Annotated in this window: 22 protein-coding genes; 13 read left to right on the forward strand and 9 right to left on the reverse strand. The window is 66.7% G+C overall.

What is annotated here, in order from left to right:
* Positions 1-114 precede the first annotated feature (114 nt).
* Positions 115-780 (reverse strand): c-type cytochrome, encoded by a 666-nt coding sequence (locus tag L1081_RS14915; RefSeq protein WP_124957450.1) that lies wholly within the window; start codon positions 778-780, stop codon positions 115-117.
* A gap of 70 nt (positions 781-850) precedes the next feature.
* Between L1081_RS14915 and yihA the strand changes: the two genes are divergently transcribed.
* Positions 851-1,594: a ribosome biogenesis GTP-binding protein YihA/YsxC gene (gene yihA, locus L1081_RS14920; protein ID WP_489412881.1), complete on the forward strand. Its 744-nt coding sequence runs from the start codon at positions 851-853 to the stop codon at positions 1,592-1,594.
* 75 nt (positions 1,595-1,669) lie between these two features.
* Positions 1,670-2,581 (forward strand): alpha/beta fold hydrolase, encoded by a 912-nt coding sequence (locus L1081_RS14925; protein ID WP_489412882.1) that lies wholly within the window; start codon positions 1,670-1,672, stop codon positions 2,579-2,581.
* Between the two features lie 12 nt (positions 2,582-2,593).
* Here L1081_RS14925 and L1081_RS14930 read toward each other — a convergent pair whose 3' ends face one another.
* Both L1081_RS14930 and L1081_RS14935 read right to left on the reverse strand, forming a co-directional pair.
* Positions 2,594-3,478, reverse strand: a complete 885-nt coding sequence (locus tag L1081_RS14930) for an LpxL/LpxP family acyltransferase (protein ID WP_489412883.1) — start codon at positions 3,476-3,478, stop codon at positions 2,594-2,596.
* Positions 3,475-4,371: a lysophospholipid acyltransferase family protein gene (locus tag L1081_RS14935; protein WP_489412884.1), complete on the reverse strand. Its 897-nt coding sequence runs from the start codon at positions 4,369-4,371 to the stop codon at positions 3,475-3,477. Before L1081_RS14935 ends, L1081_RS14930 begins: the two co-directional genes overlap by 4 nt.
* A gap of 216 nt (positions 4,372-4,587) precedes the next feature.
* Here L1081_RS14935 and metK point away from each other — a divergent pair, with 216 nt between their 5' ends.
* From metK to L1081_RS14965, 6 genes are all read left to right on the forward strand, one after another.
* Positions 4,588-5,769, forward strand: coding sequence for a methionine adenosyltransferase (gene metK, locus L1081_RS14940; protein ID WP_124957455.1), 1,182 nt, complete (start codon positions 4,588-4,590; stop codon positions 5,767-5,769).
* 149 nt (positions 5,770-5,918) lie between these two features.
* Positions 5,919-6,566 (forward strand): helix-turn-helix domain-containing protein, encoded by a 648-nt coding sequence (locus tag L1081_RS14945; protein WP_319430089.1) that lies wholly within the window; start codon positions 5,919-5,921, stop codon positions 6,564-6,566.
* 30 nt (positions 6,567-6,596) lie between these two features.
* Positions 6,597-7,358 (forward strand): transporter substrate-binding domain-containing protein, encoded by a 762-nt coding sequence (locus L1081_RS14950; RefSeq protein WP_489412885.1) that lies wholly within the window; start codon positions 6,597-6,599, stop codon positions 7,356-7,358.
* Between the two features lie 36 nt (positions 7,359-7,394).
* Positions 7,395-8,045 (forward strand): amino acid ABC transporter permease, encoded by a 651-nt coding sequence (locus L1081_RS14955; RefSeq protein ID WP_145740976.1) that lies wholly within the window; start codon positions 7,395-7,397, stop codon positions 8,043-8,045.
* On the forward strand, positions 8,042-8,773 hold the full coding sequence (locus L1081_RS14960; RefSeq protein WP_319430083.1) for an amino acid ABC transporter ATP-binding protein: 732 nt from the start codon (positions 8,042-8,044) through the stop codon (positions 8,771-8,773). The genes L1081_RS14955 and L1081_RS14960 overlap by 4 nt, the downstream gene beginning before the upstream one ends.
* Positions 8,774-8,782: 9 nt before the next feature.
* Positions 8,783-10,087: an FAD-dependent oxidoreductase gene (locus tag L1081_RS14965; protein ID WP_489412886.1), complete on the forward strand. Its 1,305-nt coding sequence runs from the start codon at positions 8,783-8,785 to the stop codon at positions 10,085-10,087.
* A gap of 3 nt (positions 10,088-10,090) precedes the next feature.
* On the opposite strand, the gene L1081_RS14970 is transcribed toward L1081_RS14965, so the two are convergent.
* The 4 genes from L1081_RS14970 to L1081_RS14985 all read right to left on the reverse strand — a co-directional run bounded on the left by L1081_RS14970 (position 10,091) and on the right by L1081_RS14985 (position 15,816).
* Positions 10,091-12,241, reverse strand: a complete 2,151-nt coding sequence (locus tag L1081_RS14970) for a TonB-dependent receptor domain-containing protein (RefSeq protein WP_489412887.1) — start codon at positions 12,239-12,241, stop codon at positions 10,091-10,093.
* Between the two features lie 63 nt (positions 12,242-12,304).
* The gene (locus tag L1081_RS14975; RefSeq protein ID WP_319441010.1) at positions 12,305-12,487 is read right to left on the reverse strand and encodes a hypothetical protein; all 183 of its coding nucleotides are present in this window, start codon (positions 12,485-12,487) and stop codon (positions 12,305-12,307) included.
* Positions 12,484-13,683, reverse strand: a complete 1,200-nt coding sequence (locus L1081_RS14980; RefSeq protein WP_489412888.1) for a PepSY-associated TM helix domain-containing protein — start codon at positions 13,681-13,683, stop codon at positions 12,484-12,486. Before L1081_RS14980 ends, L1081_RS14975 begins: the two co-directional genes overlap by 4 nt.
* 30 nt (positions 13,684-13,713) lie before the next feature.
* Positions 13,714-15,816 (reverse strand): TonB-dependent siderophore receptor, encoded by a 2,103-nt coding sequence (locus tag L1081_RS14985; protein ID WP_489412889.1) that lies wholly within the window; start codon positions 15,814-15,816, stop codon positions 13,714-13,716.
* Positions 15,817-15,999: 183 nt separating this feature from the next.
* Here L1081_RS14985 and L1081_RS14990 point away from each other — a divergent pair, with 183 nt between their 5' ends.
* The 5 genes from L1081_RS14990 (at position 16,000) to groL (ending at position 22,707) form a co-directional block, all read left to right on the forward strand.
* Positions 16,000-17,604: a phospholipase D-like domain-containing protein gene (locus tag L1081_RS14990; RefSeq protein WP_489412890.1), complete on the forward strand. Its 1,605-nt coding sequence runs from the start codon at positions 16,000-16,002 to the stop codon at positions 17,602-17,604.
* 65 nt (positions 17,605-17,669) lie between these two features.
* On the forward strand, positions 17,670-19,769 hold the full coding sequence (locus L1081_RS14995; protein WP_489412891.1) for a TonB-dependent siderophore receptor: 2,100 nt from the start codon (positions 17,670-17,672) through the stop codon (positions 19,767-19,769).
* A gap of 46 nt (positions 19,770-19,815) precedes the next feature.
* Positions 19,816-20,565 carry a DUF4198 domain-containing protein gene (locus L1081_RS15000; protein WP_489412892.1) on the forward strand — a complete coding sequence of 250 codons (750 nt, stop codon included), beginning with the start codon at positions 19,816-19,818 and terminating at the stop codon, positions 20,563-20,565.
* 168 nt (positions 20,566-20,733) lie between these two features.
* Positions 20,734-21,024, forward strand: coding sequence for a co-chaperone GroES (locus tag L1081_RS15005; RefSeq protein ID WP_021005834.1), 291 nt, complete (start codon positions 20,734-20,736; stop codon positions 21,022-21,024).
* A 30-nt stretch (positions 21,025-21,054) separates the two neighbouring features.
* The gene (groL, locus tag L1081_RS15010; protein WP_021005833.1) at positions 21,055-22,707 is read left to right on the forward strand and encodes a chaperonin GroEL; all 1,653 of its coding nucleotides are present in this window, start codon (positions 21,055-21,057) and stop codon (positions 22,705-22,707) included.
* Positions 22,708-22,859: 152 nt separating this feature from the next.
* On the opposite strand, the gene xylB is transcribed toward groL, so the two are convergent.
* Positions 22,860-24,332, reverse strand: a complete 1,473-nt coding sequence (xylB, locus tag L1081_RS15015; protein ID WP_489412893.1) for a xylulokinase — start codon at positions 24,330-24,332, stop codon at positions 22,860-22,862.
* 45 nt (positions 24,333-24,377) lie between these two features.
* Complete coding sequence (locus L1081_RS15020; RefSeq protein WP_489412894.1) at positions 24,378-25,316, reverse strand: helix-turn-helix domain-containing protein; 939 nt, start codon at positions 25,314-25,316, stop codon at positions 24,378-24,380.
* Between the last annotated feature and the right edge of the window lie 10 nt (positions 25,317-25,326).

The following is a 25,326-nucleotide window of genomic DNA, read 5'->3' on the forward strand; positions in this document are numbered from 1 at the left end:
GTCGGTGGGGAAAAAGGAACAGGGAAAAAGCAAAGGGCGGGCCATCCAGCTGGATCGGCCCGCCCTCTGTTTGGGTTTTTTATCGGCGGTTAGTTCACGCTGAAGCGCGTGGTGTCAGCGCAGGCCGGCGATGTAATCTGCAACAGCCTTGATTTCGCGGTCGTTGAGCTTTGCGGCCACGCCGGTCATGGGAGCGCTGTTCTGGCGCACGTTGTCCCGGAAAGCAACAAGCTGTGCCACCGTGTAGTCGGCATGCTGGCCACCCAGGCGCGGGTATTGCGCGGGCATGCCGGCGCCGTTGGGGCTGTGGCAGCCGGCGCAGGCCGGGATCTGGCGATCGGCAATGCCGCCGCGGTAGATCTTCTCGCCCAGCGCGACCAGGTCCTTCTCCTTGGAGAAGCCGGTCTTGACCTTCTTCGAGCCCACGAACCAGGCGATGTTGCGCATGTCCTCGTCGGACAGCTTGGCGGCCAGGGGCTGCATGATGGGGCTCTTGCGCTTGCCGGACTTGAAGTCCTGCAGCTGCTTGAGGATGTATTCGGGGTGCTGCTGCGCCAGCTTGGGGTTGGCCGCAATGGCCGAGTTGCCGTCTGCGTTGTGGCAGGAAGCACAGGCCTGGGCGGCGGAATTGAAGACCGCGTCGCCCTTGGCGGGATCGGGCTTGGCCGGCTTGGCCGCGGCGGCTGCAGCCGGTGCGGCGGCAGGATCGTCAGCCGCAAGGCTCGCGCTGGCTGCGACGCCCATGAGGGCTGCAAGCAGAAAATTGGCAAACAACTTCATATCGGGGGCTCGATTTATTGGCGCAAAACCGCGCGATTCTACAATGGCAGCCCGTTCCGAAAGCTCATTGATGATCACCCCGTCGCGCAAGCACGCTGCTCCCCCTTCCCGCGCGACCCCTGCCGTCGACCCCCTTGTCGCCGAGCGCGAGCGCATCGCGCTCGGCTGGTTGCACACGGCGCACTTCCTCACCAGCGCCCCGCAGCTGGAGCATCTGCCCCCGCTCGACCTGCCCGAGATCGCCTTCGTCGGCCGCTCGAACGCGGGCAAGTCGACCGCGATCAACACGCTCACGCAGCAGACGCGCCTGGCCTTCGCTTCCAAGACACCAGGCCGCACGCAGCACATCAACCTGTTCGGCGTCGGCAAGCAGAAGGCCGACGATGCCGTGCTGGCCGACCTGCCCGGCTACGGCTATGCGGCGGTTCCCAAGGAAGCCAAGCTGCGCTGGCAGCGTGTCATGGGCAACTACCTGATGACGCGCGAGAACCTGCGCGGCGTGGTGCTGATGTGCGACCCGCGCCACGGCCTGACCGAGCTCGACGAGATCCTGCTCGACGTGATCCGTCCGCGCGTGGAGCAGGGGCTCAAGTTCCTCGTGCTCCTGACCAAGGCCGACAAGCTCACGCGCAGCGAGGGCGCCAAGGTGCTGTCCATTACGCGACTGCAGGCCGGCGGCGGCGAGGTCAAACTGTTCTCCGCCCTCAAGAAGCAAGGTGTGGGCGAAGCCGCCGAGCTGCTGTGGCGCTGGGCGCATCCGCCCGGCGAAGCACCGGTAGAAGCCGAGCCGCCCGTGGGGCCGGAAGACGCCTAGGGAAACCCGGCTCGTTGCCGTCCCATGCGCGTGATCCGCTATCAGAACAATAGCAACGAACGAAGGAGACTAGGCATGATCGAGACGTTCCAGCGCAGCCTGCCCAACGGAATCACGCTGAGCTGCCGCGCAACCGGCACGCCCGGGCGCCCGTTGATGGTGTTCCTTCATGGTTTTCCCGAGGCCGCGTTCATCTGGGACGAACTGCTCGAATACTTTGCCGAGCCCGCACACGGTGGCTACCGCTGCATTGCGCCCAATCTGCGCGGCTTCGAGAAATCGAGCGCGCCCACCGAAGTGGCAGCGTACAAGGCCCACCTGCTGATCCAGGACATCCAGCAGCTCGTGACCACCGAAAGCGCCGACGGCACCATGGCTGCCTTGGTGGCGCACGACTGGGGTGGCGCTTTCGGCTGGGGCTATGCCAATGCTTTTCCGGAGCAGGTCGGCCGGCTGGTCATCATCAATTCGCCGCACCCCGGCACCTTCACGCGCGAGCTGCGCCACAACCCGGCGCAGCAGCAGGCCAGCGCCTACATGAACTTTCTCGCGCGGCCCGATGCCGAAGCCCTGCTCTCGGCCGACGACTTCAAGCGCATGTGGCCCTTCTTCACCCTGATGAAGGCCGGGCCCGACGGCTTCGGCTGGCTGACCGAAGACGTGAAGCAGCAGTACCGCGAGGTGTGGAACGCAGGCCTCACGGGCGCCTGCAATCTCTATCGCGTCACGCCGATGAAGCCACCGCTGCCGGGCCAGACCATCGACGGCATTCCGGTGCTGCCGCGCGAGCGGCTCACCATCGACGTGCCGACCTTCGTCTTCTGGGCGCTCGACGATGCGGCGCTGCTGCCGGGCCTGCTCGAAGGCCTGGAGGACTACGTGCCGAAGCTCGAGGTCAAGAAGCTGCCCAACGCCACCCACTGGATCGTGCACGAGCAGCCGCAGCTGGTCGCGGGCGAGATCGAGGCCTTTCTCGGAAGGAACTGAGATCGCTTCGCTTCAATAGATCGGCGGCGCGCCTTCGGGTCGCGTCTTGAAGCGGCGGTGCACCCAGTAGTACTGCGAGGGCATCGTGTCGATGTAGCCCTGCAGCCGCTGGTTCATGAGCGCCGTGTCGGCTTCGACGTCGTCGGTCGGAAAGTTCTGCCAGGCCGGCCTCACTTCGATCTCGTAGCCTTCAGGCGTGAGCTTCGCGACGACCGGCACCACCTTCGCCTTGCCCAGCCGCGCAAAGCGCGAGAGCGAGGGCACCGTGGCCGCCTGCACGCCGTAGAACGGCACGAAGATCGTCTGGTCGCGGCCGAAGTCCATGTCGGGCAGCAGGTACAGGAGGCCGCCCTTGCGCAAGCCTCCGAGCACCGGCTTGATGCCGTCGACGCGGTTGAGCGCCGCCACGTTGCCGAAGCGCGTGCGGCCTTCGCGAATCCATTCGTCGACCATCGGATCGCGCTGGGTCGTGTAGATGGTGGCCGAGGGCCGGGCCGTGTGCATGGTCAGCGCCGTGGCCGCGGCGTCGAGGCCGTAGAAGTGCGGCGCGAACAGGATCATCGGCTCGTCGCCATCGGCAATCTCGCGGATCTCCCGCGCTGCGCCGACCACCTTGAGCCGGCTGGCCACCACCTTTTCGGGCGCATGCCAGAGCCAGCTGCGGTCGAGCCACGACTGCGCCACGTACACGAAGGTCTCGCGCGCGATGCGGCGGCGTTCGGCTTCGGATTTTTCTGGAAAGCACACCGCCAGGTTGGTATCGACCACGCGCCGCCGCGGCAAGGCGATGGTGTGCAGCACGCGGCCGAGCAGCGCGCCGAAACCGCGCACCAGCGGCAGCGGCAGCGGCGCGATCGCGCGCATGAAGGCGATGCCGAGCCGGGAACCGAGACTCATCGTGCCTGCTCCCCGGGCTGGGCCGCCGCTGCGGTTTCACCGCGCGGCTCCTTGTAGCGCGCGTAGTCCCACACGTACTGTCCCGGCAGGCTGTGGATCAGGCGCCCGATGGCGTCGTTCATGGCGGCAGCCGCGGCCTCGATGGGCGCGGCCGGATCGGTGAGCGGCGTGCCCACGATCGGCTCGAAGCGGATCACATAGCCCGCGCTGCGCGGCAGCCTTTCGCACACACTCAGGAAGCAGGCGGCGCCGGTCTGCTGCGCGAGCCGCGGCAGCAGCGTCATGGTGTAGGCCGGCCGGCCGAGGAAGGGCGCCCACACCCCCTGCCCCAGCGGCGGCACCTGGTCGGGCAGGATGCCGGTGTAGCCGCCGCTGCGCAGCGTGCGGATGAGGCCGCGCACGCCGGTGTTGTTGGTGGGCAGCGTCTGCAGGCCGGGCCGGTCGCGCGAGCCCGCGGCGATGAGCTCGGCCATCCATTTCTTGCGCGCGGGCCGGAACAGCGCGGTGATCGGCCCGAAGGTCTCGAGAAAGCGCTCGCCGATCGCCTGGCCGCACATCTCCCAGCTGCCCAGGTGCGGGGCCACGAGGATCACGCCCTTCTTCTCCCGCATGGCCGCCTCGAAGGCCTCCACGCCTTCCCAACGCACCACGCGCCGCAGCACGCTCTTGCCTTGCGGACGCAGCCAGAGCCACGGCAGCTCGGCAGCCATCTGGCCGGCGGCCGCGATGGCGGGGCGGTACTGCCCGGGAGTGAACCCGGCACTCTCGGCATTGGCCTTGAAGCGGCGGCGGTAGTCCGGCGCGCAATACCAGACGATCCAGCCCAGCAGCGCGCCGAGCCGATGCATCACGGGCATCGGTACGCGGGCAAGCAGGCGGAACAGGGTGACCATGGGCAACAGGGAGTGAAAACCAGGACGCGCGCGCACGATTTGGCGCGGCTCGAATAGAATGCAAATTGTCGCCGAGTTACGGAACAACTTGCAGGGCGACAAACACAAGCGCAAAAGCGATTGTGCCCCGCCGATTCATCGGCATCTGCTAAAGCGTTCGCCAGGGCTCCGCAGAGTTGGCAACGCGCCAAATCACTTCAAGGAGCTTTGAACAAAATGGCGAACGACTTCCTCTTCACGTCCGAATCGGTTTCCGAAGGCCACCCCGACAAGGTCGCCGACCAGATCTCGGACGCCATCCTGGACGCGATTTTCGAGCAGGACCCGCGCAGCCGCGTGGCCGCCGAGACGCTGACCAACACCGGCCTCGTGGTGCTCGCCGGCGAAATCACGACCAACGCGCACGTCGACTACATCCAGGTGGCGCGCGACACCATCAAGCGCATCGGCTACGACAACACCGACTACGGCATCGACTACAAGGGCTGCGCCGTGATGGTCTGCTACGACAAGCAGTCCAACGACATCGCCCAGGGCGTGGACCACGCAAGCGACGACCACCTGAACACCGGCGCCGGCGACCAGGGCCTGATGTTCGGCTATGCCTGCGACGAGACGCCCGAACTCATGCCCGCGCCCATCTACTACGCGCACCGCCTCGTGGAGCGCCAGGCCCAGCTGCGCAAGGACGGCCGCCTGCCGTTCCTGCGGCCCGACGCCAAGAGCCAGGTCACGATGCGCTACGTGGACGGCAAGCCCCACAGCATCGACACCGTGGTGCTCTCCACCCAGCACAGCCCCGACCAGAGCGAAACGCCCACCAAGATGAAGGCCTCGTTCAACGAAGCCATCATCGAGGAGATCATCAAGCCCGTGCTGCCGAAGGAATGGCTCAAGGACACGCGCTACCTGATCAACCCGACCGGGCGCTTCGTCATCGGCGGTCCGCAGGGCGACTGCGGCCTCACGGGCCGCAAGATCATCGTCGACACCTACGGCGGCGCCTGCCCGCACGGCGGCGGCGCGTTCTCGGGCAAGGACCCGTCGAAGGTCGACCGCTCGGCCGCCTACGCCGCACGCTACGTGGCCAAGAACATCGTCGCCGCGGGCCTCGCGCGCCAGTGCCAGATCCAGGTGGCCTACGCCATCGGCGTGGCCCAGCCGATGAACATCACGGTCTACACCGAAGGCACCGGCGTGATCCCGGACGCCAAGATCGCCGAGCTCGTGCGCGAGTTCTTCGACCTGCGCCCCAAGGGCATCATCCAGATGCTCGACCTGCTGCGCCCGATCTACCAGAAGACCGCCGCCTACGGCCACTTCGGCCGCGAGGAGCCCGAGTTCACCTGGGAAGCGACCACGCAGGCGGCTGCGCTGCGCGCTGCGGCCGGCCTGTAATTCCCCGGGGGCTTTCCGCCCTCCTCCCACGCAAATGCCGGCCTCGCGCCGGCATTTGCGCTTCTGGAATACCCCGGCCGAATTTGCTGGCGGTGCGCTGCGTTGTGTGTAAAACTTGAGCGTCTTGTGAAAATTTTACAAAGGCTCTGGTGTCGCAATTGCCGGTTCGTCCGCCTCCCGCCCCTGTTCCGGCACCCGATGCCGGCCGGGCACAGCGCATCCATTCGGTCATCGACCTCTGGCTTGGGGAACAACTGCGCAGAAGGCGCCAGGCCCTCGGCCGCTCGCTGCAGCAGGTGGCTCAGGCCTGCGGCATTTCGGTCAGTCTGCTGAGCCAGCTCGAACGCGGGCACCGCTCCATCTCCATGCGCACGCTCGGCGCGCTGGCGCAGGAACTGCAGCTGCCCATCGAGACCCTGGTGCGCAACACCCAGTACAGCGAAGGCGAGGCCGAGGGCGCGGTGGCACGCGCCGGCACACACAAGCGCATCGACCTCGGCGACAAGGGCATCCACAAGGAAAACCTCACGCCGCCCGCCGCCGCGGGTGGCGTCGAGATGTACCGGGCGGTGATCGATCCGGGCGGCTCCACGGGCGACGACCTGTTCTTCACGCGCAAGGGCGAACAGGTCGGCTACGTCATCGAGGGGCAACTCGAACTCTTCGTGCGCGAGCGCCTGCTCAAGCTGAAGGCCGGCGACAGTTTTTGCTACGACGGGGGCATGCCGCGCCGCTGGCGCAATCCCGGCACCACACCCACCACTGTCCTTTGGGCGATCACGTGTTCACCTGCATAGGCCCCGATATTTTTTTGAAGAGGAACCCCCATGAAAATCGCTTCTTCCCTCGCAGCCTTCGTGCTGGCCACGTTCACCCTGGTCTTCGGCGGCCAGGCCTCGGCTCAGACCGTGCTCAAGGTCGGGTCCACGCCCACCGGCAACCCGTTCACCTTTCTCGACACCAAGACCAACACTATCGACGGCATCATGGCTGACATCGTCAAGGCCGTCGGCAAGACCTCGGGCTTCGAGGTGCAGATCGAGCCGATGCAGTTCTCGGCGCTGATCGGCTCGCTCACTTCCAAGCGCATCGACCTGATCTCGGCCGCGATGTTCATCACGCCGGTGCGCCAGGAGGTGGTGGACTTCTCGCAGCCGATCTACAGCTATGGCGAAGGCATCGTAGTGCCCGTGAAGGACACCACCGCCTACCGCAGCTTCGCCGAGTTCAAAGGCAAGCGCATGGGCGTGCAGGTGGGCACGGCCTTTGTCGAGCCGCTGCAGAAACTCGGCATCTTCAGCGAGGTCAAGCTCTACGACACCACCGCCGACCTGATGCGCGACGCCAATGCCGGGCGCATCGACGCGGGCGTGCTCGACTCGCCGATTGCCGCCTACGCGATCTCCAAGAACGTGTTCCCGAACCTGCGCCTGGTGACGACCTACCAGCCGACGATGGTTAACAGCATCGGCATCGCCACCCGCAAGGGCGACACCGAAACCATGGCCAAGGTGAACGCGGCGCTCACCAAGCTCAAGGCCGACGGCAGCATCGACGCGATCCTCAAGAAATGGGGCCTCAACAGCTGAGCGGCATTTCTGCCTGCCCACTGACAGACCCTGCGCATGAGCACCTTCCTGCACAACGTCTGGGAGTTCCTGCCGATCCTGCTCCAGGGCGCCAAGCTCACGGTGCTGGTGACGCTGGGCTCGCTGGTCATTTCCACGCTGCTCGGCCTGGTCTGGGCCGCGATGCGGGTCTCGGGCATTCCGCTGCTCGCAAAGATCAGCGCAGGCGTGATCAACCTGCTGCGCGGCATTCCGATCATCGTGCTGCTGTTCTTCATCTACTTCGTGATGCCCGACTTCGGCCTCTCGCTGACAGCGCTGCAGGCGGGCATCCTCGGGCTCGGCATCGCCTACTCGGCCTACCAGTCGGAAAACTTCCGCGCCGGCATCGAGGCCGTGGACCACGGCCAGGTGGAGGCGGCACAGGCCATGGGCATGAGCTGGCGGCTCACGATGCGTCGCGTGGTGCTGCCGCAGGCCTTCCGCATCACGCTGCCCTCCTACGGCAACATCATGATCATGATGCTCAAGGACTCGTCGCAGGCCTCGACCATCACCGTGGCCGAGCTCGCGCTGCAGGGCAAGCTGATCGCCACCTCCACTTTCCAGAACGCCACCGTGTTCTCGCTGGTGGCGCTGCTCTACCTGATCATGTGCGTGCCGCTCATCCTGCTGGTGCGCCACTTCGAGAAGCGGGGCAGGAAATGATCGAGATCCGCGGGCTGCAGAAATCCTTCGGCAGCCACCACGTGCTCAAGGGCATTGACGCTTCGATCTCGCAGGGCGAGGTCGTCTGCATCGTCGGGCCTTCGGGCTCGGGCAAGTCGACCATCCTGCGCTGCATCAACGGGCTCGAGAGCTACTCGGGCGGCAGCGTCGACATCGACGGCCGCCGCGTGGACAACCGCCATGCATCGATCAAGGCGATCCGCGCCGAAGTGGCCATGGTGTTTCAGCGCTTCAACCTGTTTCCGCACCGCACGGTGCTCGAGAACGTGATCGAAGGGCCTGTGTACGTGAAGGGCGAAGACCGCGCCGCCGCCATCGTGCATGCGAAGGAACTGCTCGCGAGCGTGGGCCTGGCCGACAAGGCCGCGGCGCATCCGCCGGAACTCTCGGGCGGGCAGCAGCAGCGCGTGGCCATTGCGCGCGCGCTGGCCATGCGGCCCAAGGCCATCCTGTTCGACGAGCCCACCTCGGCCCTCGACCCCGAACTCGTCGGCGACGTGCTGCAGGTGATGCGCAAGCTCGCCGGCACCGGCATGACGATGGTGGTGGTCACGCACGAGATGCAGTTCGCGCGCGAAGTGGCCGACCGCGTGATCTTCATCGACGGCGGCGTGATCGTCGAGCAGGGCCCCGCCGCCGGCTTGCTCAACAACCCGCAGAACCCGCGCACGCAGGACTTCCTGCGCCGCGTGCTCCATCCGCTCTGAAGGCCTTTCATGCCGAACGCGTCGCAGGATTTCTTTCCGCTTGCACCGTCGCTCTGGGCCGCCACCGCGGCGCGCGCGCCAGCAACCACGCCGCTGGACACCGACACGCAGGCCGAAGTGATCGTCGTTGGCGCTGGCTACTGCGGCCTCAGCACGGCGCTGCACCTGGCCGAGCGCGGCGTGCGCGTGGTGGTGCTCGAAGCGAAGGAGATCGGCTTCGGCGGCTCGGGCCGCAACGGCGGCCAGGTCATCCCGGGCCTCAAGCACGACCCGAGCGAACTGCTGCGCATGTTCGGCCCCGAAGAAGGCCAGCGCCTGGTCGACTTTGCCAAGGGCACAGCAGACGCGGTGTTCGAGCTCATCGAGAAGCACGGCATGGACGTGCCCCGCACGCGCCAGGGCTGGATCCAGGGCGCGCACACGCCGGCCGCCTTGCAGCTGGCCGAGCGCCGCACGCGCGAGTGGCAGGCACAGGGCGTGGCCGCGCGCCAGCTCGACCGCAACGAGACCGCGCACCTGCTGGGCACCGACAAGTACTTCGGCGGCTGGCTCGATCCGCGCGGCGGCGGCGTGCAACCGCTGAGCTATGCGCGCGAACTGGCGCGCGCGGCCCAGGCGGCCGGCGTGACCATCCACACCGGCACGCCCGTGACGCAGCTCATCCAGGCCAACGGCAAATGGCAGGCCGCCACCGCGCGCGGCCCGCGCGTGACGGCCGAGCGCGTGGTGATGTGCACCAACGGCTACACCGACGGCCTGTGGCCCGGCTTGCGCAAGACCATCATCAACGCGAACTCGTTCCAGGTGGCAACTGAGCCGCTGCCCGAGGCAATACGCAAGACCGTGCTGCCCGAAGGCCACGTGTCCTCCGATGCGCGCAACCTGCTGCTGTACTACCGCCTGGACCACGCCGGCCGCTTGCTGATGGGCGGACGCGGCACTTTCCGCGAGCCCGACGCCGGCCAGCCGGGCGACTGGTCGCACTTGGAGCACGTGGTTGCCAAGCTGTTCCCGCAGGCGGCGGGCGTGCCCATTGCCTACCGCTGGTGCGGCCACGTCGCGATCACGCGCGACTACCTGCCGCACCTGCACGAGCCCGCACCGGGCCTCTTGATCGACATCGGCTGCCAGGGCCGTGGTGTCGGCCTGCAGACGCGCATGGGCCAGGCCCTGGCGCAGTACATCGCCACGGGAGACAGGAAGGCGCTGCCGGTGCAGCCTTCGGAGATGCGGCCATTCCCGCTCTATGGCCTGCGCCGCCTCTATGTGTCGGCCGTGATCGGCTGGTACCGGATGACGGACGGCGGCGTCTGAGCCTCAGAAGCGGTAGGCGCCGCTCAGGCCCACCGTCCAGTTGCGGCCCGGCGCGGGCTCGTAGTAGCGCGCATTGCCCTCGTTGACGATCAGCGAGCCCACGTAGCGGCGGTCGAACAGGTTGTCGACGCGCGCAAAGGCGTTGAACTCCCAGCGTTCCCATTTCTTCAGGTAGCCGGCGTACAGCGCGGCGACGGCATAGCCCGGCGCGCTGGCGGTGTTGAGATCGTTGGCCTGCATGCGCCCGAGCGCACGCATCTCGACGCCGGCCCGCCAGCCTTCGGGCGGCACCCAGCCCAGCGATGCGAAGAGCGACTGCCGCGCGATCCCCGGAATGCGGTTGCCCGCCTCCACCGTGTTGGATGCTGCGCAGGGCGACGGCGAGCAGAAGGCATCGCGATAGCGTGCGTCGAGCCAGGTGTAGGCCAGCTGGGTGCGCCAGTGGTTGGCCGTCTCGTGCTGCCAGGCCAGTTCGAAGCCGTTGCGCCGCGTGCGGCCGGCATTCTGGAAAGTGGCGCGGCCGCCGGTGTTGGTGTCGGTCACGATCTCGTCGCGCGTGCGGGTCTGGAACAGCGCCGCCGTCAGCAGCCCTCCGCCCAGCCTTGCCTTCGCACCCAGCTCGATGCTGTCGTTGACCGAGGGCCGCAGCGAGAAATTGAGCCCGCTGGCGCCGCCCGCGCGGTACGACAACTCGTTGAGCGTCGGCGTCTCGAAGCCCCGGCCGATCGAGCCATACAGCGCGAGATCGGGCGTGGCCTGGTAGCGCAGCGAAGCCACCGGCAGCGTCTTGCTGTAGCGCGCGCTGCCGCTGTCATCGCGGTTGGCGCCCACGATGTAGCGGTCCTGCGAATCGAAGTGCACGCTGCTTCGGCGCACGCCGGCCTCGAGCGTCCATTGTTCCGCGAGGTGCCAGGTGGCCTGGGCATAGGGGTCGAGGTTCCAGACCTCGTTGCGCTCGCTGCGCCGCAGGCGTCCTTGAACGCCCAGTACGGGCGAGGCCACGCGGCCGAAGTAGTTCTCGTAGCCACGGCGCTGTTCGCGCAGGCTGTCGTAGCCCAGGCCCGCCACCAATTCGAGCGGCCGGTCGGCCAGTTGCAGCGCGGCGGTCCAGCGCAGATCGACCCCGCCGTATTGGCGCGTGAGATCGATCACGCCGCCCGCATGCAGCGGATTCTGCTGCGCCGACGGCGGAATCGACTGGTACTGCACGGTCTTGCGCTCGCCGCCGTAGACCATGAGCCGCAGCGATTGCGCGGCGGCGATGCGCCGTTCATAGAGCATGCCGGCCTGCGTCTGCTCCACCGTCTTGCGAGTGTCGAACTGCGTGGCGAGCGGTGCGCTACGCGGCGCCAGCGCGTACTGCCCGGCCGTGAGACCCAGCGGATCCTGCGCGCTGATGCGCACGCTGTTGAGCACCAGCGTGAGCTTGTCGCCGTTGTCCAGCGCAATGCCGAGCTTGCCGTTCGCAATGTCGCGCCGTGCCGCACTGTGCTCGCGCCAGCCGTCGGTCTGGAAGCGGCTCGCGTTCAGCAGGTAGTCGACCGCGCCCTGCGACCCGCTGGCCTGGAGCGACTGGCGCCAGGTGCCGAAGCTCCCTCCGGCCGCCGAGTACGAAAGCCGCGGCGCCCCTTCGCCCGATGCGGTGAAGGCCTGCAGCACGCCGCCCGACGAGTTGCCGTAGAGCGCCGAGAACGGACCCCGCAATATCTCGACGCGGTCGAGCGAGCCGATGTCGATGTTGGAGGTCTGGCCCTGGCCGTCGGGCAGCGTGGCGGGAATGCCGTCGACATACAGCCGCACGCCGCGCACGCCGAAGGTGGAACGCGCGCCGAAGCCGCGGATCGACAGCTGCAGGTCTTGCGCATAGTTCATGCGGTTCTGCACCTGCAGGCCCGGAACGTTGCCCAGGCTTTCGGAAAGATTGACCTGCAGCCGGCTGTCGCGCATCTCGGCGCCATCGACGCGATCGACCGAGCCCGGCACGTTGAACGGAGCGACCTCGCCGCGCGGCGTGGAGACGGTGACTGGGGGCAGGCTGCCGCGGTCGGCCTGCGGCTGCATTTCCAGCTGCTGCTGCGCCTGGGCAGCGAGCGGAACCCCCAGCAGGAGCAGGCGGACAGCGGCAGTGGCGGTAGCGGAAAGTGCAGGCTTCATTGCGCCGATTCTGCTTCGGCGCGAGCACCTGCCCGTACTAGCAGGAACCCGATCGGGCCGGATTCAGCTTCTTCTGCGCCAGCCGTACCAGCCGCACACGGCAACGGGAATGCCCAGCGCGAACCAGGCCAGCATGTCTCCAAGGCCGCCGTCGCTGAACAGCGCCGAGATCAACCCGACGGTGGTCAGCACGCCGAGCACGATCGGCCAGCCCCACATGTGCCAGAAGCTGTGGCGCTGCTTCATGCCTGCACCTTCATCGCAGGCGCCGGGTCAGGCTGCTGCCCGCCATGCTGCTGCGGCCTGTGCCCGGGGCCTGCCGGCACCGGTGCGGCCGGGGCAGGCACGGTGTTGCCGCGCTTGAGCCACAGGTACAGCCCGCTGCCCAGCACGATGATGGTCGCAATATCGAGCAGCGCCCAGATGATCTGCATCGGCATGCCGGCGTAGTCGCCGAAGTGCAGCGGCTGCGACACGAGCAGCGCCGTCAGGTACCAAGGCATCTTCGGCGCCGCGGTCACCTGGGCCGTCTTGGCGTCGACCAGCACCGGCTGCAGCAGCTTCGAGGTGAAAGGCTCGTTGCCGCGCATGAAGAAGGTGGTGTGGTGCGGGCTCGAGAACGCCGTGCCGGGGAACGCGATGAAGGACAGCTTCATGTCGGGCGTCTGCTGGAGCGCAACCTCCATCGAGCGCTGCACCGATGCGCGCTGGGCTACGGGCACCGTCGGCTCGTTCTTGTAGGGTGCAAGAAGCGCGCTGAGCTGATCGTATTGCCAGTACTTGATGACCAGGTCGGCCCAGGTGTTGATCATGCCGGTGGAACCCACCACGAACAGCCAGACCAGCGTGACGATGCCCAGCAGGTTGTGCAGGTCGAGCCACTTCAGGCGCGGGCGCTTCTCGCGCCGCACGGTGCCGAAGTCGAGCTTGCGCATGAACGGCGCATAGAGCACCACGCCGGAGACGATGGCCACCAGCAGCAGCAAGCCCATGAATCCCAGGAACAGCTTGCCCGCGAGTCCGGCGAACAAATCGACGTGCAGCTTGAACATCACGTACATGAAGCCTTCGTCGAACTTCGGCTGCGCAAGCACGGCGCCGGTACGCGCGTCGACCACCACCGACTTGAAGTCATCGGTGGGTGCGGGCGTTGGCGTGAGCGTGACGAACCAGAGGCCGTCGTCATCCTCGGGCTGCGAAACGAACTGCACTACGCGGTCGGGATGCTTCGCGCGCGCCGTTTCGAGCACGCGGTCCATGCTCACGCGCGGCGTATTCGCGGGCATCTTGGGCGATTCGACCTCGGTGCCCAGCAGGTGGCCGATCTCGTGGTGAAAGATCAACGGCAAGCCCGTGATGCACAGGAGCAGCATGAACACGGTGCACACGAGGCTGCTCCACTTGTGCACCCAGGCCCAGGTCTTGATCTTTCGGCTGTTCATGTCGTTGCTGCCCTTGTCGAAAGGAAAATATCAAAAGCGATAGGTCGCGCTGGCCACGACGTTGCGGCGCGAGCCGTACCAGCAGTCGCCGCGCGACAGGCAAGTGCTGAAATACGTCTTGTCCGTCACGTTGTTGATGTTGAGCGCATAGCGCCACTGCGCAGTGTCGTAGGCAAACACGAGGTCGGCCAGCGCAACGCCCGGCACGCGCGGTCCCACGCCGAATTGCAGGTCGCGGAACGAGCTCATCACGCGCACGCCCGCACCGGCCGAGAAGCCGCTGACGCCGCCGATCGAGAAACGGTACTTGGCCCAGACGCTCGCCTGGTGCTTGGGCAGGCCCTCGATCTGCTCGTCGGCATCGGTGTAGTTGTAGTGGGCGATGAGGTCGAGGTTCGGTCCGATGGAGCCCTTGGCCTCGAGCTCCGCGCCCTTGGTCTTGGTCTTGCCGGCTTGCGTGTACACATTCGGCGACGGCGAAGTGATCTGGTTCTTCTCCCGCAGATCGTAGACCGCCGCGCTGAACGCCAGCGCGCGGTCCTTCGGCTCGTATTTCACGCCGGCTTCCCATTGCTCACCGCGCAAGGGCGTGAAGATCTGTCCGTTGCGCGGCGACTGCGGCGTGAACGACTCGGTGTAGCTCACATACGGCGACCAGCCCGAGGGCATGGCGTACATCAGGCCGAAGCGCTTGGTGGTTGCGCTGCTCTTCTGCTCGTCGCTGCCTGCCGTGCTGGACACCGCCCTGTCATGCCGCAGGCCCGCCACGAAGATCCAGTTGTCGAGCTTGATCTGGTCCTGCAGATAGACGCCGGTCTGGCGCTGGCGGGTGCGCGGCAGCGGCGCGCGCTCGGGCAGGTCGACATGGCCGTACACGGGTGCGTAGACGTCGATGGTGTCGAAGGTCGTTGCGCCCCACACGTTCTCGCGCTGCCTGGCGAAATCCGCGCCGACCAGCAGCGTGTGCTTCAGGGCGCCGGTCTGGAAATGGCCTTCGACATGGTTGTCGAGCGTCTGCGTGCGGTTGCGCGTCAGGTAGCTGTCGTAGTAGCGGCCGAGCACGCGCTTGAAGATCGGATCGGTGGCGTCCCAGCTTTCGGCTCCACTGAAGGCGGCGCCATAGTGGTAGCGGTTGTCGTTCTCGTTTTTGGCGTAGCGGAAGTTCTGCCGCACGCGCCAGTTCTCGTTGAACTTGTGCTCGAACTGCCAGCCGAAAGTCTTGCGTTCGCTGTTGTAGTAGTCGAAGCCCGGCTCGCCGATGAAGCGGCTGGCGGGAATGCGTCCGTTCGGGTTCGGCAGCAAGGTGCCCTCCCACGGAAGGAACTGCGAGCTGCTGCCGCTCTTGTCCTTTTGCCACAGCCCCTGCAATGTGAGCGAGGTCGCCGCGTTGGGCCGCCAGGTCAGCGAGGGCGCAATGACGCTGCGGTCGTCGGGCACGTGGTCGACCTGCGAGTCCGACTTGCGCTGCAACGCGATCAGACGGTACGACAGGCTGCCGTCGGCATTCAGCGGCCCCGTGAGGTCGGCCTGGATCTGCTTGCGGCCGAAGCTGCCGAACTGCACGCCCACTTCGCGCTGGGTTTCCTGCAGCGGACGCTTGCTGACCATGTTGACCACGCCCGCCGCGGTGCCCGCGCCGAACAGCATGCCCGCCGGGCCGCGCAGCACTTCGAGCCGCTCCAGCGTGTAGGGCTCGGTGCGCGTGGTGCTGGTGTAGTAGCCATAGGACTGGCGCAGGCCGTCCAGGTAGACGTCGGGCGTGGCGCCCCGGATGCGCACGGAGTCGGTCCGCGAGTCCTGGCCATAGGCATCGGAGCGCACGCCGGCCGCATAGTTGAGCGCGTCCTGAAGATTGCCCGCGCCCTGGTCCACCATCTGGTCGCGCGTGACCACGGTCACCGATTGGGGCGTTTCGGCCAGCGGCGTGTCGGTCTTGGTGGCGGTTGCGGCGTTCCTGGCGCGGTAGCCGATCACCGGCGAGGTTGCGGTTTCAACTTCGGCGCTTGCATCGACCTTCACTTCCGGCAAGGCGCCGGGCGCCGTGGTCTGGGCCAGAACCTGGTGATGCACGTAAATCGCCATGCAGCCTGCCAGCACCGATGCGACTTTGCGCCCCGCCATCAACCTCTTCATTCCTGCTCCACTCCGTAAGATTATTAAGAACGATTCGCATTCTAATAGTTATAAAGTCTCATTTGTTCCGATTTCCCCGCATCGGCAAGGGGGCGTTCCGGCAGCGCTTGCGCCGACGGTGCGGCGTGGCACAGGGCAAAGCGGCTACGATCCCGGCCGCACGCCGTGTGCGTCCCCTGGCCCATGCCCGACAAGCTCATCGCCTCTTCGTTTCCCGCGCTGCGCGGCCTGGCGCTGTGGCTGATGGCCGCTGGCATCGCCTGGGTGCTCGCCGGCTGCGCCGGCCTTCCTCCGCGCACGCCCGAGCCGCCAACGCTGTCGATTGCCGCCTCCCCTTCCACCACGCTCGGCCGTGCAGCGGCCAGCCTGAACGCCGCGCACGACGGCCTGTCGAGCATCCAGCCGCTGGTGGAGGCGTCCTTTGCGCTCGATGCGCGCTTCGAGCTGATGCGGCGGGCGCAGGCCTCGCTGGACGTGCAGACCTACCAGCTCGGCAACGACAAGACCGGCCGCCTCTTGCTGCGCGAACTGCGCGATGCCGCGCGGCGCGGCGTGCGGGTGCGCCTGCTGCTCGACGACTTCCACACGACCGGCATGGACCGCCTGCTGCTCGGCCTGGCCGCGGAACCCAACGCCGAGGTCCGGCTGTTCAACCCGTTCGTGAATGCCCGCGACCACTCGGCCACGCGCTGGCTCGAGTTCTTCGGCGATTTCCGCCGGCTCAACCATCGCATGCACAACAAGCTCTTCGTGGCCGATGGCGCCATGGCCATCGCGGGCGGCCGCAACCTGGCCGACGAATACTTCCTGCGCAGCGAGGGCGCCAACTTCATCGACTTCGAACTGATCATGGCCGGCCCGGTGGTTCCGGAAGCCGCCCGCATCTTCGACACCTACTGGAACAGCGACGTCGTCTACCCGCTCCAGCGGATCGCCGGCGCCAGCGGCACACCGGAGGCGCTGAAGTCGGAGTTCGACGCCGCCACCTCGCCAGCCCATGCCCCGCCGCCCGCCGCCCTGCAGGGCACCGACCTGATGGGCGATCCGCCGCTCGGCGCCCAGCTGGCCGACATCGGCCGCATGAAGTGGATGCGAGCCGACGCCCATGCCGCGGCCGACAGCCCCAACAAGGCGCTGGGCACCCTCGCGTCGCCGGCCGAATCGCTGGCGGCGCGCTTTCATGAAATGACCGCCACGGCGCGCTCGGACGTCGTGGTGATCTCGCCCTACTTCATCCCTGGCGACGAAGGCATGGCCCGCATCCGCGAGGGCCGGGAGCGCGGCGTGCGCATCAGCGTCGTCACCAATTCGCTGGCCGACAGCGACGAGCCGCTGGTCAACATCAACTACAACCGCTATCGCGTCGACATGCTGAAGCTGGGCGTGAACCTGTACGAGGTCAGCACCCGGCAGCTCAGGCGCAACCGGCAGCTACGCGACCTGCTCAAGAAGGCGCGCGGCCGCCTGCATGCCAAGCTCGCGCTGGTCGACCGCGAATGGGTGCTGCTCGGCTCGATGAATCTCGACCCGCGCTCGGCGCGGCTGAACACCGAATTCGGCGTTCGCGTGCGAAGTTTCGAGCTGACCCAGGCCTTGCTCTATGCCTACCAGCTGGACGACATCGAGGGCGTCTACCGCGTCGTGCTGCTGCCCGACGGCGAGAACGTGCAATGGATAGGCACCGGCGACGTGGACAACGAGGTGCTCGACAGCGAGCCCGATTCGAGCCTGCTCACGCGGCTGCAGCTGCTGCTGTTTTCCTGGTTCGTGCCGACCGACCAGCTGTAGGGACGTCTACAATAGGTAATGAGAGTTATTCTCATTAACTGTAAATAAAACGTCAACAAATTGCAATGAGATCCCGCATCCGCTCGTCACGCATCGCTTTTGCCTTGCTCCCCCTCGCTTCCATTTCCCCGCTCTCCATGGCACAAGGCACCGGACAGCCGGACCCTGCGAACACATCGCTGCCCGAAGTGCATGTTGTCGCAGAGCCCGAATCCGGCGGCTACAACCCCACGAGCAGCAGCGGCGCCACGCGCACCAGCACGCCGCTGCGAGAGGTGCCGCAGTCGGTGCGCATTGTCTCCAGCCAGCTGATCGAAGACATGGGTGCAACGCGCCTGGCCGACACGGTGGGCTTTGTGAGCGGGATCACGCGCCTCAACGACTTCGGCGGCACCTGGGACAACTTCGGCATCCGCGGGTTCAGCAGTACCGACATGGGATTCCTGGTCAACGGCTTTCCCGGCTCGCGCGGCTACAACCCGCCGCGCGACACCGCCACCGTCGAGCGCTTCGAATTCCTCAAGGGCCCGGCTTCGGCCGTCTACGGCAGCAGCGAGCCAGGCGGCACCATCAACATCGTCACGAAGAAGCCGGAGTTCACGCGCCGCAACACCGCCGATTTCAGCATCGGCAGCCAGGGCCTGCGCCGCAGCACGCTGGACAGCACCGGCGCGCTGAGCCAGAACGTGGCCTACCGGCTGAACCTGGCGGTGGAAGAAGGCGACAGCCGAAGCGACCTGCTGAGCAACAGGCGCACGCTGGTGGCGCCCGCGCTGACCTGGGTCATCGACGACAAGACAGTCCTCAACTACGAGTCCGAGTTCCTGCGTTCGAAAACGCCGCTGGACCGCGGGCTGATCAATGTTCGCGGCCTGCTCGGAACCCTGCCGCGCGACCGGGTGCTCAACGAGCCCGGCGACGGCAACATGACGCTCACCAGCAATACGCACCAGCTCACGCTGGACCGCCAGCTGTCGGAAAACTGGCGCGCGCGCATCGGTGCGAGCTACAAGGAAAGCACCTTCTCCGGCAACTACACCGAAGCGACTTCCCTGGCCAGCAACAACCGGACGCTCAACCGCCGCGCCACCTGGCGCCAGCTGCCGTCGCGCGACACTTCTTTCCAGGCGGAGCTGGAAGGCAAGTTCACGACCGGCGCGCTGGCCCACACGCTGCTGGTCGGCGTGGAAGCGTCCAGGCTGTGGATGAACACCGAAATCCTCCGCTCGGGCAACTATCCGATCGATATCTACCTGCCTGTCTATGGCAGGCCCCAGCCGCCGCTCACGTCGCTCACCTCCAGCTCGGACGAGCACCAGCGTGCGAGCGCCGTTTTCCTGCAGGACCAGATCAGCCTTTCGCCGCAGTGGAAGCTGCTGGTGGGCGCCCGCTACGACCACTTCAGGCAGAGCATCGAGGACCGCGTGAACCGCAACAGCGCCCAGAAGCACGATGCCGTTTCGCCGCGGGCCGGCCTGACCTACCTGCCGAACGACTGGAGCTCCTGGTACGTCTCCGCCGGCAAGTCGTTTCGCGGCAACAGCGGCACCGACAAGAACGGCCAGGCCTTCGATCCGCAGCGCTCCACCGCGCTGGAAGCCGGCGTGAAGCTGCAGACACGGGACCAGCGCCTGGGCGCCAACCTGGCCGTGTTCGACATCAAGAAGACGAACGTGCTGACGGCCAGCGACACGCCCGGCTTCTCCGTTGCGGCCGGCGAGGTCAAGAGCAGCGGCTTCGAGGCGGATGTCTATGGCCAGATCGACAAGAACTGGCGGGTGAGCGGAAATTTCGCCTACGTCGACGCCCGGATATCGAAGGACGCAACGCTTGCGCCCGGCACGCGCATCGTGAACATCCCGAAGACGAGCGCCGGCCTGTTCGCCATCCGCGAGGATGCGCTGGCCGACGGCAGCCGCTATGGCGTGGGTGCCGGCATCAACTACGTGGGCAACCGTTCGGGCAACAGCGCCGACACCTACGCGCTGCCGGCCTACACCACCGTCAAGCTGGTGAGCTTCTGGCAGATCAACAGGACCGCCCGCGTATCGATCGACGTGCACAACCTCTTCAACAGGAATTTCTACACCGCCTCGTGGGGCAACCTGTATGTGATTCCGGGCGCCAAGCGCAGCGTCGTGGCCAGCCTGAAGCTGGACCTCTGAAGCCGTGCATTCCTCCCGTACCCGTATTTTTTCGACTGGACACCCAATGATGAACAGGCTGCACCGGATCGCCGCCCTGGCCACGCTCGCAGCGGCGGCCGTACTTTCTTCCGCGGGCGCGCAGGCGCACGGCATCTGGTTTGCCCAGCGCTCGGGCGAACTCGCGTTGATCTATGGCGAAGGCGCCGACGACCTGGACACGGTCAAGCGGCAGCCGCTGATCACCGCGGTCAGCGCCTACGACGCATTCGGGAAGCCCGTGCCGACTGCCCTGGAGGTGAACGGGCGCTTGCTGCTGGTGGACACGAAGGAGAAACCCGCCATCGTTGCGGCGGTGCTGGACAACGGCATCTGGAGCAAGACGCCGGAAGGCAAGTGGCTCAAGAGGGGCAAGAACGAAGTTCCCGGCGCGCTCACCAGCGGCCACAACTTCAAATATGCGGTACACCTGCGCAGCCCGCTGCGCAATGCCTTGCCGCCGCTGCCCGGGCACACGCTGCAGATCGTCCCGGTCGATGCCACCCTGCCCGAGAAGCTCGGGCAAGACCTGCGCTTGCGCGTGCTCTACCAGGGCAAGCCCGTGGCGGGCGCCCTGGTGCTGAGTGATTTCGTCAACGATCCCGACGCCCGGCCCATGGAAAGCGGCGCCGACGGCAGCGTGGTCATCAAGGTGCGAAACCAGGGACTGAACGTCGTGACCGCCCAGTGGGCCGCACCGCCGGAAGATCCCCTCAAGACCGACAAGGTGGAGCACCTGGCATCTCTGTCCTTTGTGCTGGCGCACGCGCCGGAATAGGCGGGCAGCGCCCGGGGGTCGCGCCCCGGCCCTTGAAAGTCCGCCGATTGCCCTTATGATTAGCACTCGCTGCTGACGAGTGCTAACAAGCCTCGCTTCCAGTCGATGGGCTGCCGGTTTTTCCCGCCAGCGCCCGACCACAACCCCGTTTCTTATCCAGGAGATGCAATGAAACTTCGTCCTTTGGCCGATCGTGTGATCGTCAAGCGTATCGACAGCGAAACCAAGACCGCCTCCGGCATCGTCATCCCCGACGCAGCCGCCGAAAAGCCCGATCAGGGTGAAGTCCTGGCCGTGGGCCCGGGCAAGCGCACCGACAAGGGCGACCTGACCGCACTGACCGTCAAGGTCGGCGACCGCGTCCTGTTCGGCAAGTACAGCGGCCAGACCGTCAAGGTCGATGGCGACGAACTGCTGGTCATGAAGGAAGACGACCTGTTCGCGGTCGTCGAGAAGTAATCCATCCATCCCCATTCGGAGTAATAAAACATGGCAGCAAAAGACGTAGTCTTCGGCGGTGAAGCCCGCGCACGCATGGTCGAGGGTGTCAACATCCTCGCCAACGCCGTCAAGGTGACCCTGGGCCCCAAGGGCCGCAACGTGGTGCTCGAGCGCTCGTTCGGCGCCCCCACCGTCACCAAGGACGGTGTGTCGGTCGCCAAGGAAATCGAACTCAAGGACAAGCTCCAGAACATGGGCGCCCAGCTCGTGAAGGAAGTGGCTTCCAAGACTTCGGACAACGCCGGTGACGGCACCACCACCGCGACCGTGCTGGCTCAGGCCATCGTTCGCGAAGGTTTCAAGCTGGTGGCTGCCGGCATGAACCCGATGGACCTGAAGCGCGGCATCGACAAGGCCGTGACGGCCCTGGTCGCCGAGCTGAAGAAGGCTTCCAAGCCCACCACCACGTCGAAGGAAATCGCTCAAGTCGGCTCGATCTCGGCCAACAGCGACGAAACCATCGGCAAGCTCATCGCTGACGCGATGGACAAGGTCGGCAAGGAAGGCGTGATCACCGTGGAAGACGGCAAGTCGCTGGACAGCGAACTCGACGTCGTCGAAGGCATGCAGTTCGACCGCGGCTACCTGTCGCCCTACTTCATCAACAACCCCGAGAAGCAATCGGCGCTGCTCGACAACCCCTTCGTGCTGCTGTTCGACAAGAAGATCAGCAACATCCGCGACCTGCTCCCCACGCTGGAACAAGTCGCCAAGGCTGGCCGTCCGCTGCTGATCATTGCCGAAGAAGTCGAGGGCGAAGCCCTGGCTACCTTGGTCGTGAACACGATCCGCGGCATCCTGAAGGTCGTGGCCGTGAAGGCACCTGGCTTCGGCGACCGCCGCAAGGCCATGCTGGAAGACATCGCCATCCTGACGGGCGGCAAGGTCATCGCTGAAGAAGTGGGCCTGACGCTCGAAAAGGTGACGCTGGCCGACCTGGGCCAAGCCAAGCGCATCGAAGTGGGCAAGGAAAACACCATCATCATCGACGGTTCGGGCGCTGCGGCCGACATCGAAGCCCGCGTGAAGCAAGTGCGCGTGCAGATCGAAGAAGCCACGAGCGACTACGACCGTGAAAAGCTGCAAGAGCGCGTGGCCAAGCTGGCCGGCGGCGTTGCAGTGATCAAGGTTGGCGCTGCCACCGAAGTCGAAATGAAGGAAAAGAAGGCTCGCGTCGAAGACGCCCTGCACGCCACCCGCGCTGCAGTGGAAGAAGGCGTCGTGGCTGGCGGCGGCGTGGCTCTGCTGCGTGCCAAGCAAGCCGTGGGCGACTCGATCAAGGGCGACAACGCCGACCAGGACGCCGGCATCAAGCTGGTGCTCAAGGCCATCGAAGCACCCCTGCGCGAAATCGTGAACAACGCCGGCGGCGAAGCCTCGGTGGTGGTGAACGCTGTGTTGGCCGGCAAGGGCAACTACGGCTTCAACGCTGCGAACGACACGTACGGCGACATGCTCGAGCTGGGCATCCTGGACCCGACGAAGGTCACCCGCACCGCGCTGCAGAACGCAGCATCGGTGTCCTCGCTGCTGCTGACGACCGAAGCCATGGTCGCAGACGCACCGAAGGATGAGGCCGGTGCCGGCGGCGGCATGCCCGACATGGGTGGCATGGGCGGCATGGGCGGCATGGGCATGTAATTGCCCACCCCCGAAGCGGCTCACTGCGTGTAGCCGCCTCCCCCTCCAGGGGGCGACACCTGCGGACCGGCGGAGCCGGATCCGCGGTGTCTCCCGAACGAAAAAACCCGTCTCTCGACGGGTTTTTTTATGGGCGCTTCACAATGCGTCGCTCATCGAAACTGATCGCGCAATGCTGTGTAGAGGCGCTTGAAACGCGCATGGCGCGCCGCGTGCGCGGTGGCGCCGTCTTGCGAGGGCACGAGCCGCTGCTTGACCGGCGGCAGCGTGCACACCTCGGCCACGGTGCCTCCGTCGGCCAGCCAGGCAAGGCGAGCCGCACCCAGCGCCCCACCCGTCTCGCTGCCCGCATAGAGCGTGAGCGGCAGCTCGAAGATGTCGGCCAGCAGCTGACCCCACCAGACGCTGCGCGCGCCGCCGCCCACCAGCGCCACTTCGCGCAGCGGCATGCCGGCCGGCAGGCGCAGGGTGTCGAAGCCGTCGCGCAACCCGAAGCTCACGCCCTCGACCACGGCATAGGCGATCTCCGCCGGACCGTGCGCATGCGTGAGCCCGAACAGCACGCCCTGCGCGTTCGGGTTGTTGTGCGGAGAACGCTCGCCCGAGAGGTACGGCAGGAACAACGGGCAACGCTCGCGCTGTGCCGGTGCAACCGACGCGGCAGCTTCGAGCAATGCCGCCTCGTCGGCGAACCTGAAGGCCTTGGCGGCCCAGCTCACGGCGCTCGCGGCCGAAAGCATCACCGACATCTGGTGCCAGCGCCCGGGCAGCGCATGGCAGAAGGCGTGCATCGCCTGCGCGAGGTTGGGCAAAAAGCGGTCGGTCGAGACGAACACCACGCCCGAGGTGCCGAGCGACACGAAGCCCTGCCCCGGTTCCACCAAGCCCATGCCGACCGCGCTCGCGGCGTTGTCGCCCGCACCGCCGGCAATGAGCACCGCGCCACCATTGCCCACGCCCCAGCGCGCGGCCAGTTCGGGCTTGAGCTGCGCCGACACCTCGCTGCCCTCGACCAGCCGCGGCATGTGGCTGCGCGTGAGGCCGGTGGCCGCGAGCAGTTCGTCGGACCAGTCGCGCGCGCCGACATCGAGCCACAGCGTGCCGGCCGCATCGGACATTTCGCTGACGGCCTCGCCGCTGAGCATGAAGCGCAGCCAGTCCTTCGGTAGCAGCACGCGCGCCGTGCGGTTGAAGATTTCAGGCTCGTGCTCGCGCACCCACAGCAGCTTGGGCGCGGTGAAGCCGGGCATCGCGAGGTTGCCCGCGATCTCGCCCAGGCGCGGCACGGCGCGCGCGAGCGCCTCGCATTGCGCGCCGCTGCGCCCGTCGTTCCAGAGGATGGCGGGTCGCAGCACCTCGCCCGCGGCATCGAGCAGCGTGGCGCCGTGCATCTGGCCCGACAGGCCGATGGCGCGCACCGCGAGCAGCGCTTCGGCATGCGCGCCCTGCAGCTCGGCCATGACCTGTTCGAGCGCCTGCCACCACCGGCCCGGCATCTGCTCCGACCAGAGCGGCTGGGGCCGGTCGACCGTGAGCGGCGCGCGCGCCACGCCGACGATGTGGTGGTCGCCGGCGAGCAGCAGCGCCTTGAGCTCGGACGTGCCGAGGTCGAGTCCCAGATACAAGATGGTGCTCCCTGATTGGTGCCTTGAAAGCGCTTGGTCTCGACGTCAGCCGAACCGCGTGTCGGCCTGGCGCCTGAACTCGCTCGGCGTCATGCCCTTGATCTCGAGGAAGCGCCGGTTGAAGTTGGCCACGTTGTTGAAGCCGACCTGGTAGCAGATGTCGGTCACGTAGTGGTCGGTCTGCATCAGCAGGTGGCAGGCGCTGTTGATGCGCACGCGGTTGACGAAGTCGGTGAAGCTGTTGCCCGTGGAGCGCCGGAAGAAGCGGCTGAAGCGGCTTTCGCTCATGCCGAGTTCGGCCGCCACATCCGACATGGAGATCGGCTCGGCCATGTTGCTGGTGATGCGGTTGACGATGTCGTTGATCTGGTCGACCTGAGCATCGCCCTCCACGCCGTGCGCGCCCTGCATCTGCACGCTGGAGAGCAGCCGGTAGTCGGTGCATTGCGCGAGGTCGGCCACGAACTCGAGAAACAGCCCGAGCCGGCGCACGCCGCGCGCGGCCTTGATGTTGTCCCAGTGCGTCTGCGCCTGCTGCGACATGCCGAAGAACTCGATGCCATGCCGCGCGCGTTCGAACAGCTGCATCACCTCGCGCAGTTCCGGAATTTCGGCCGCGGCGCGCTCGATGGGCTCGTGGCGGAACTGGATCACCCGGTCGCGTCCCGCGGCGCCGCCTTCGGGCACGTCCAGCGAGATCCAGTTGTGCGGCAGCCGCGGCCCGCAGAGCACGAGGTGCCCGGGCTGGAACGGCCCGATCCAGTCGCCGATGAAGGCCTTGCCCGAGGTCTCGGTGATCAGGTGCAGCTCGTAGTCTTCATGGAAGTGCCATCGCACCAGCGGGCTCGGAAAGCCGTGCGCCAGGCAGCGCACCAGGCCGGTTTCGGGGGCCTCGTAGCCCAGAGACGGGGAGCGCGCGATGTCGCGCTCCAGCTCGGGTTGGCGCTGACGGGGAATCGAGCGTTTGCGTGTGGACGTTGTCATGGCAGCACGG

It is taken from the genome of Variovorax sp. MSC1_012 (assembly GCF_023667525.1).
Classification (GTDB): Bacteria; Pseudomonadota; Gammaproteobacteria; order Burkholderiales; family Burkholderiaceae_C; genus Variovorax; species Variovorax beijingensis_B.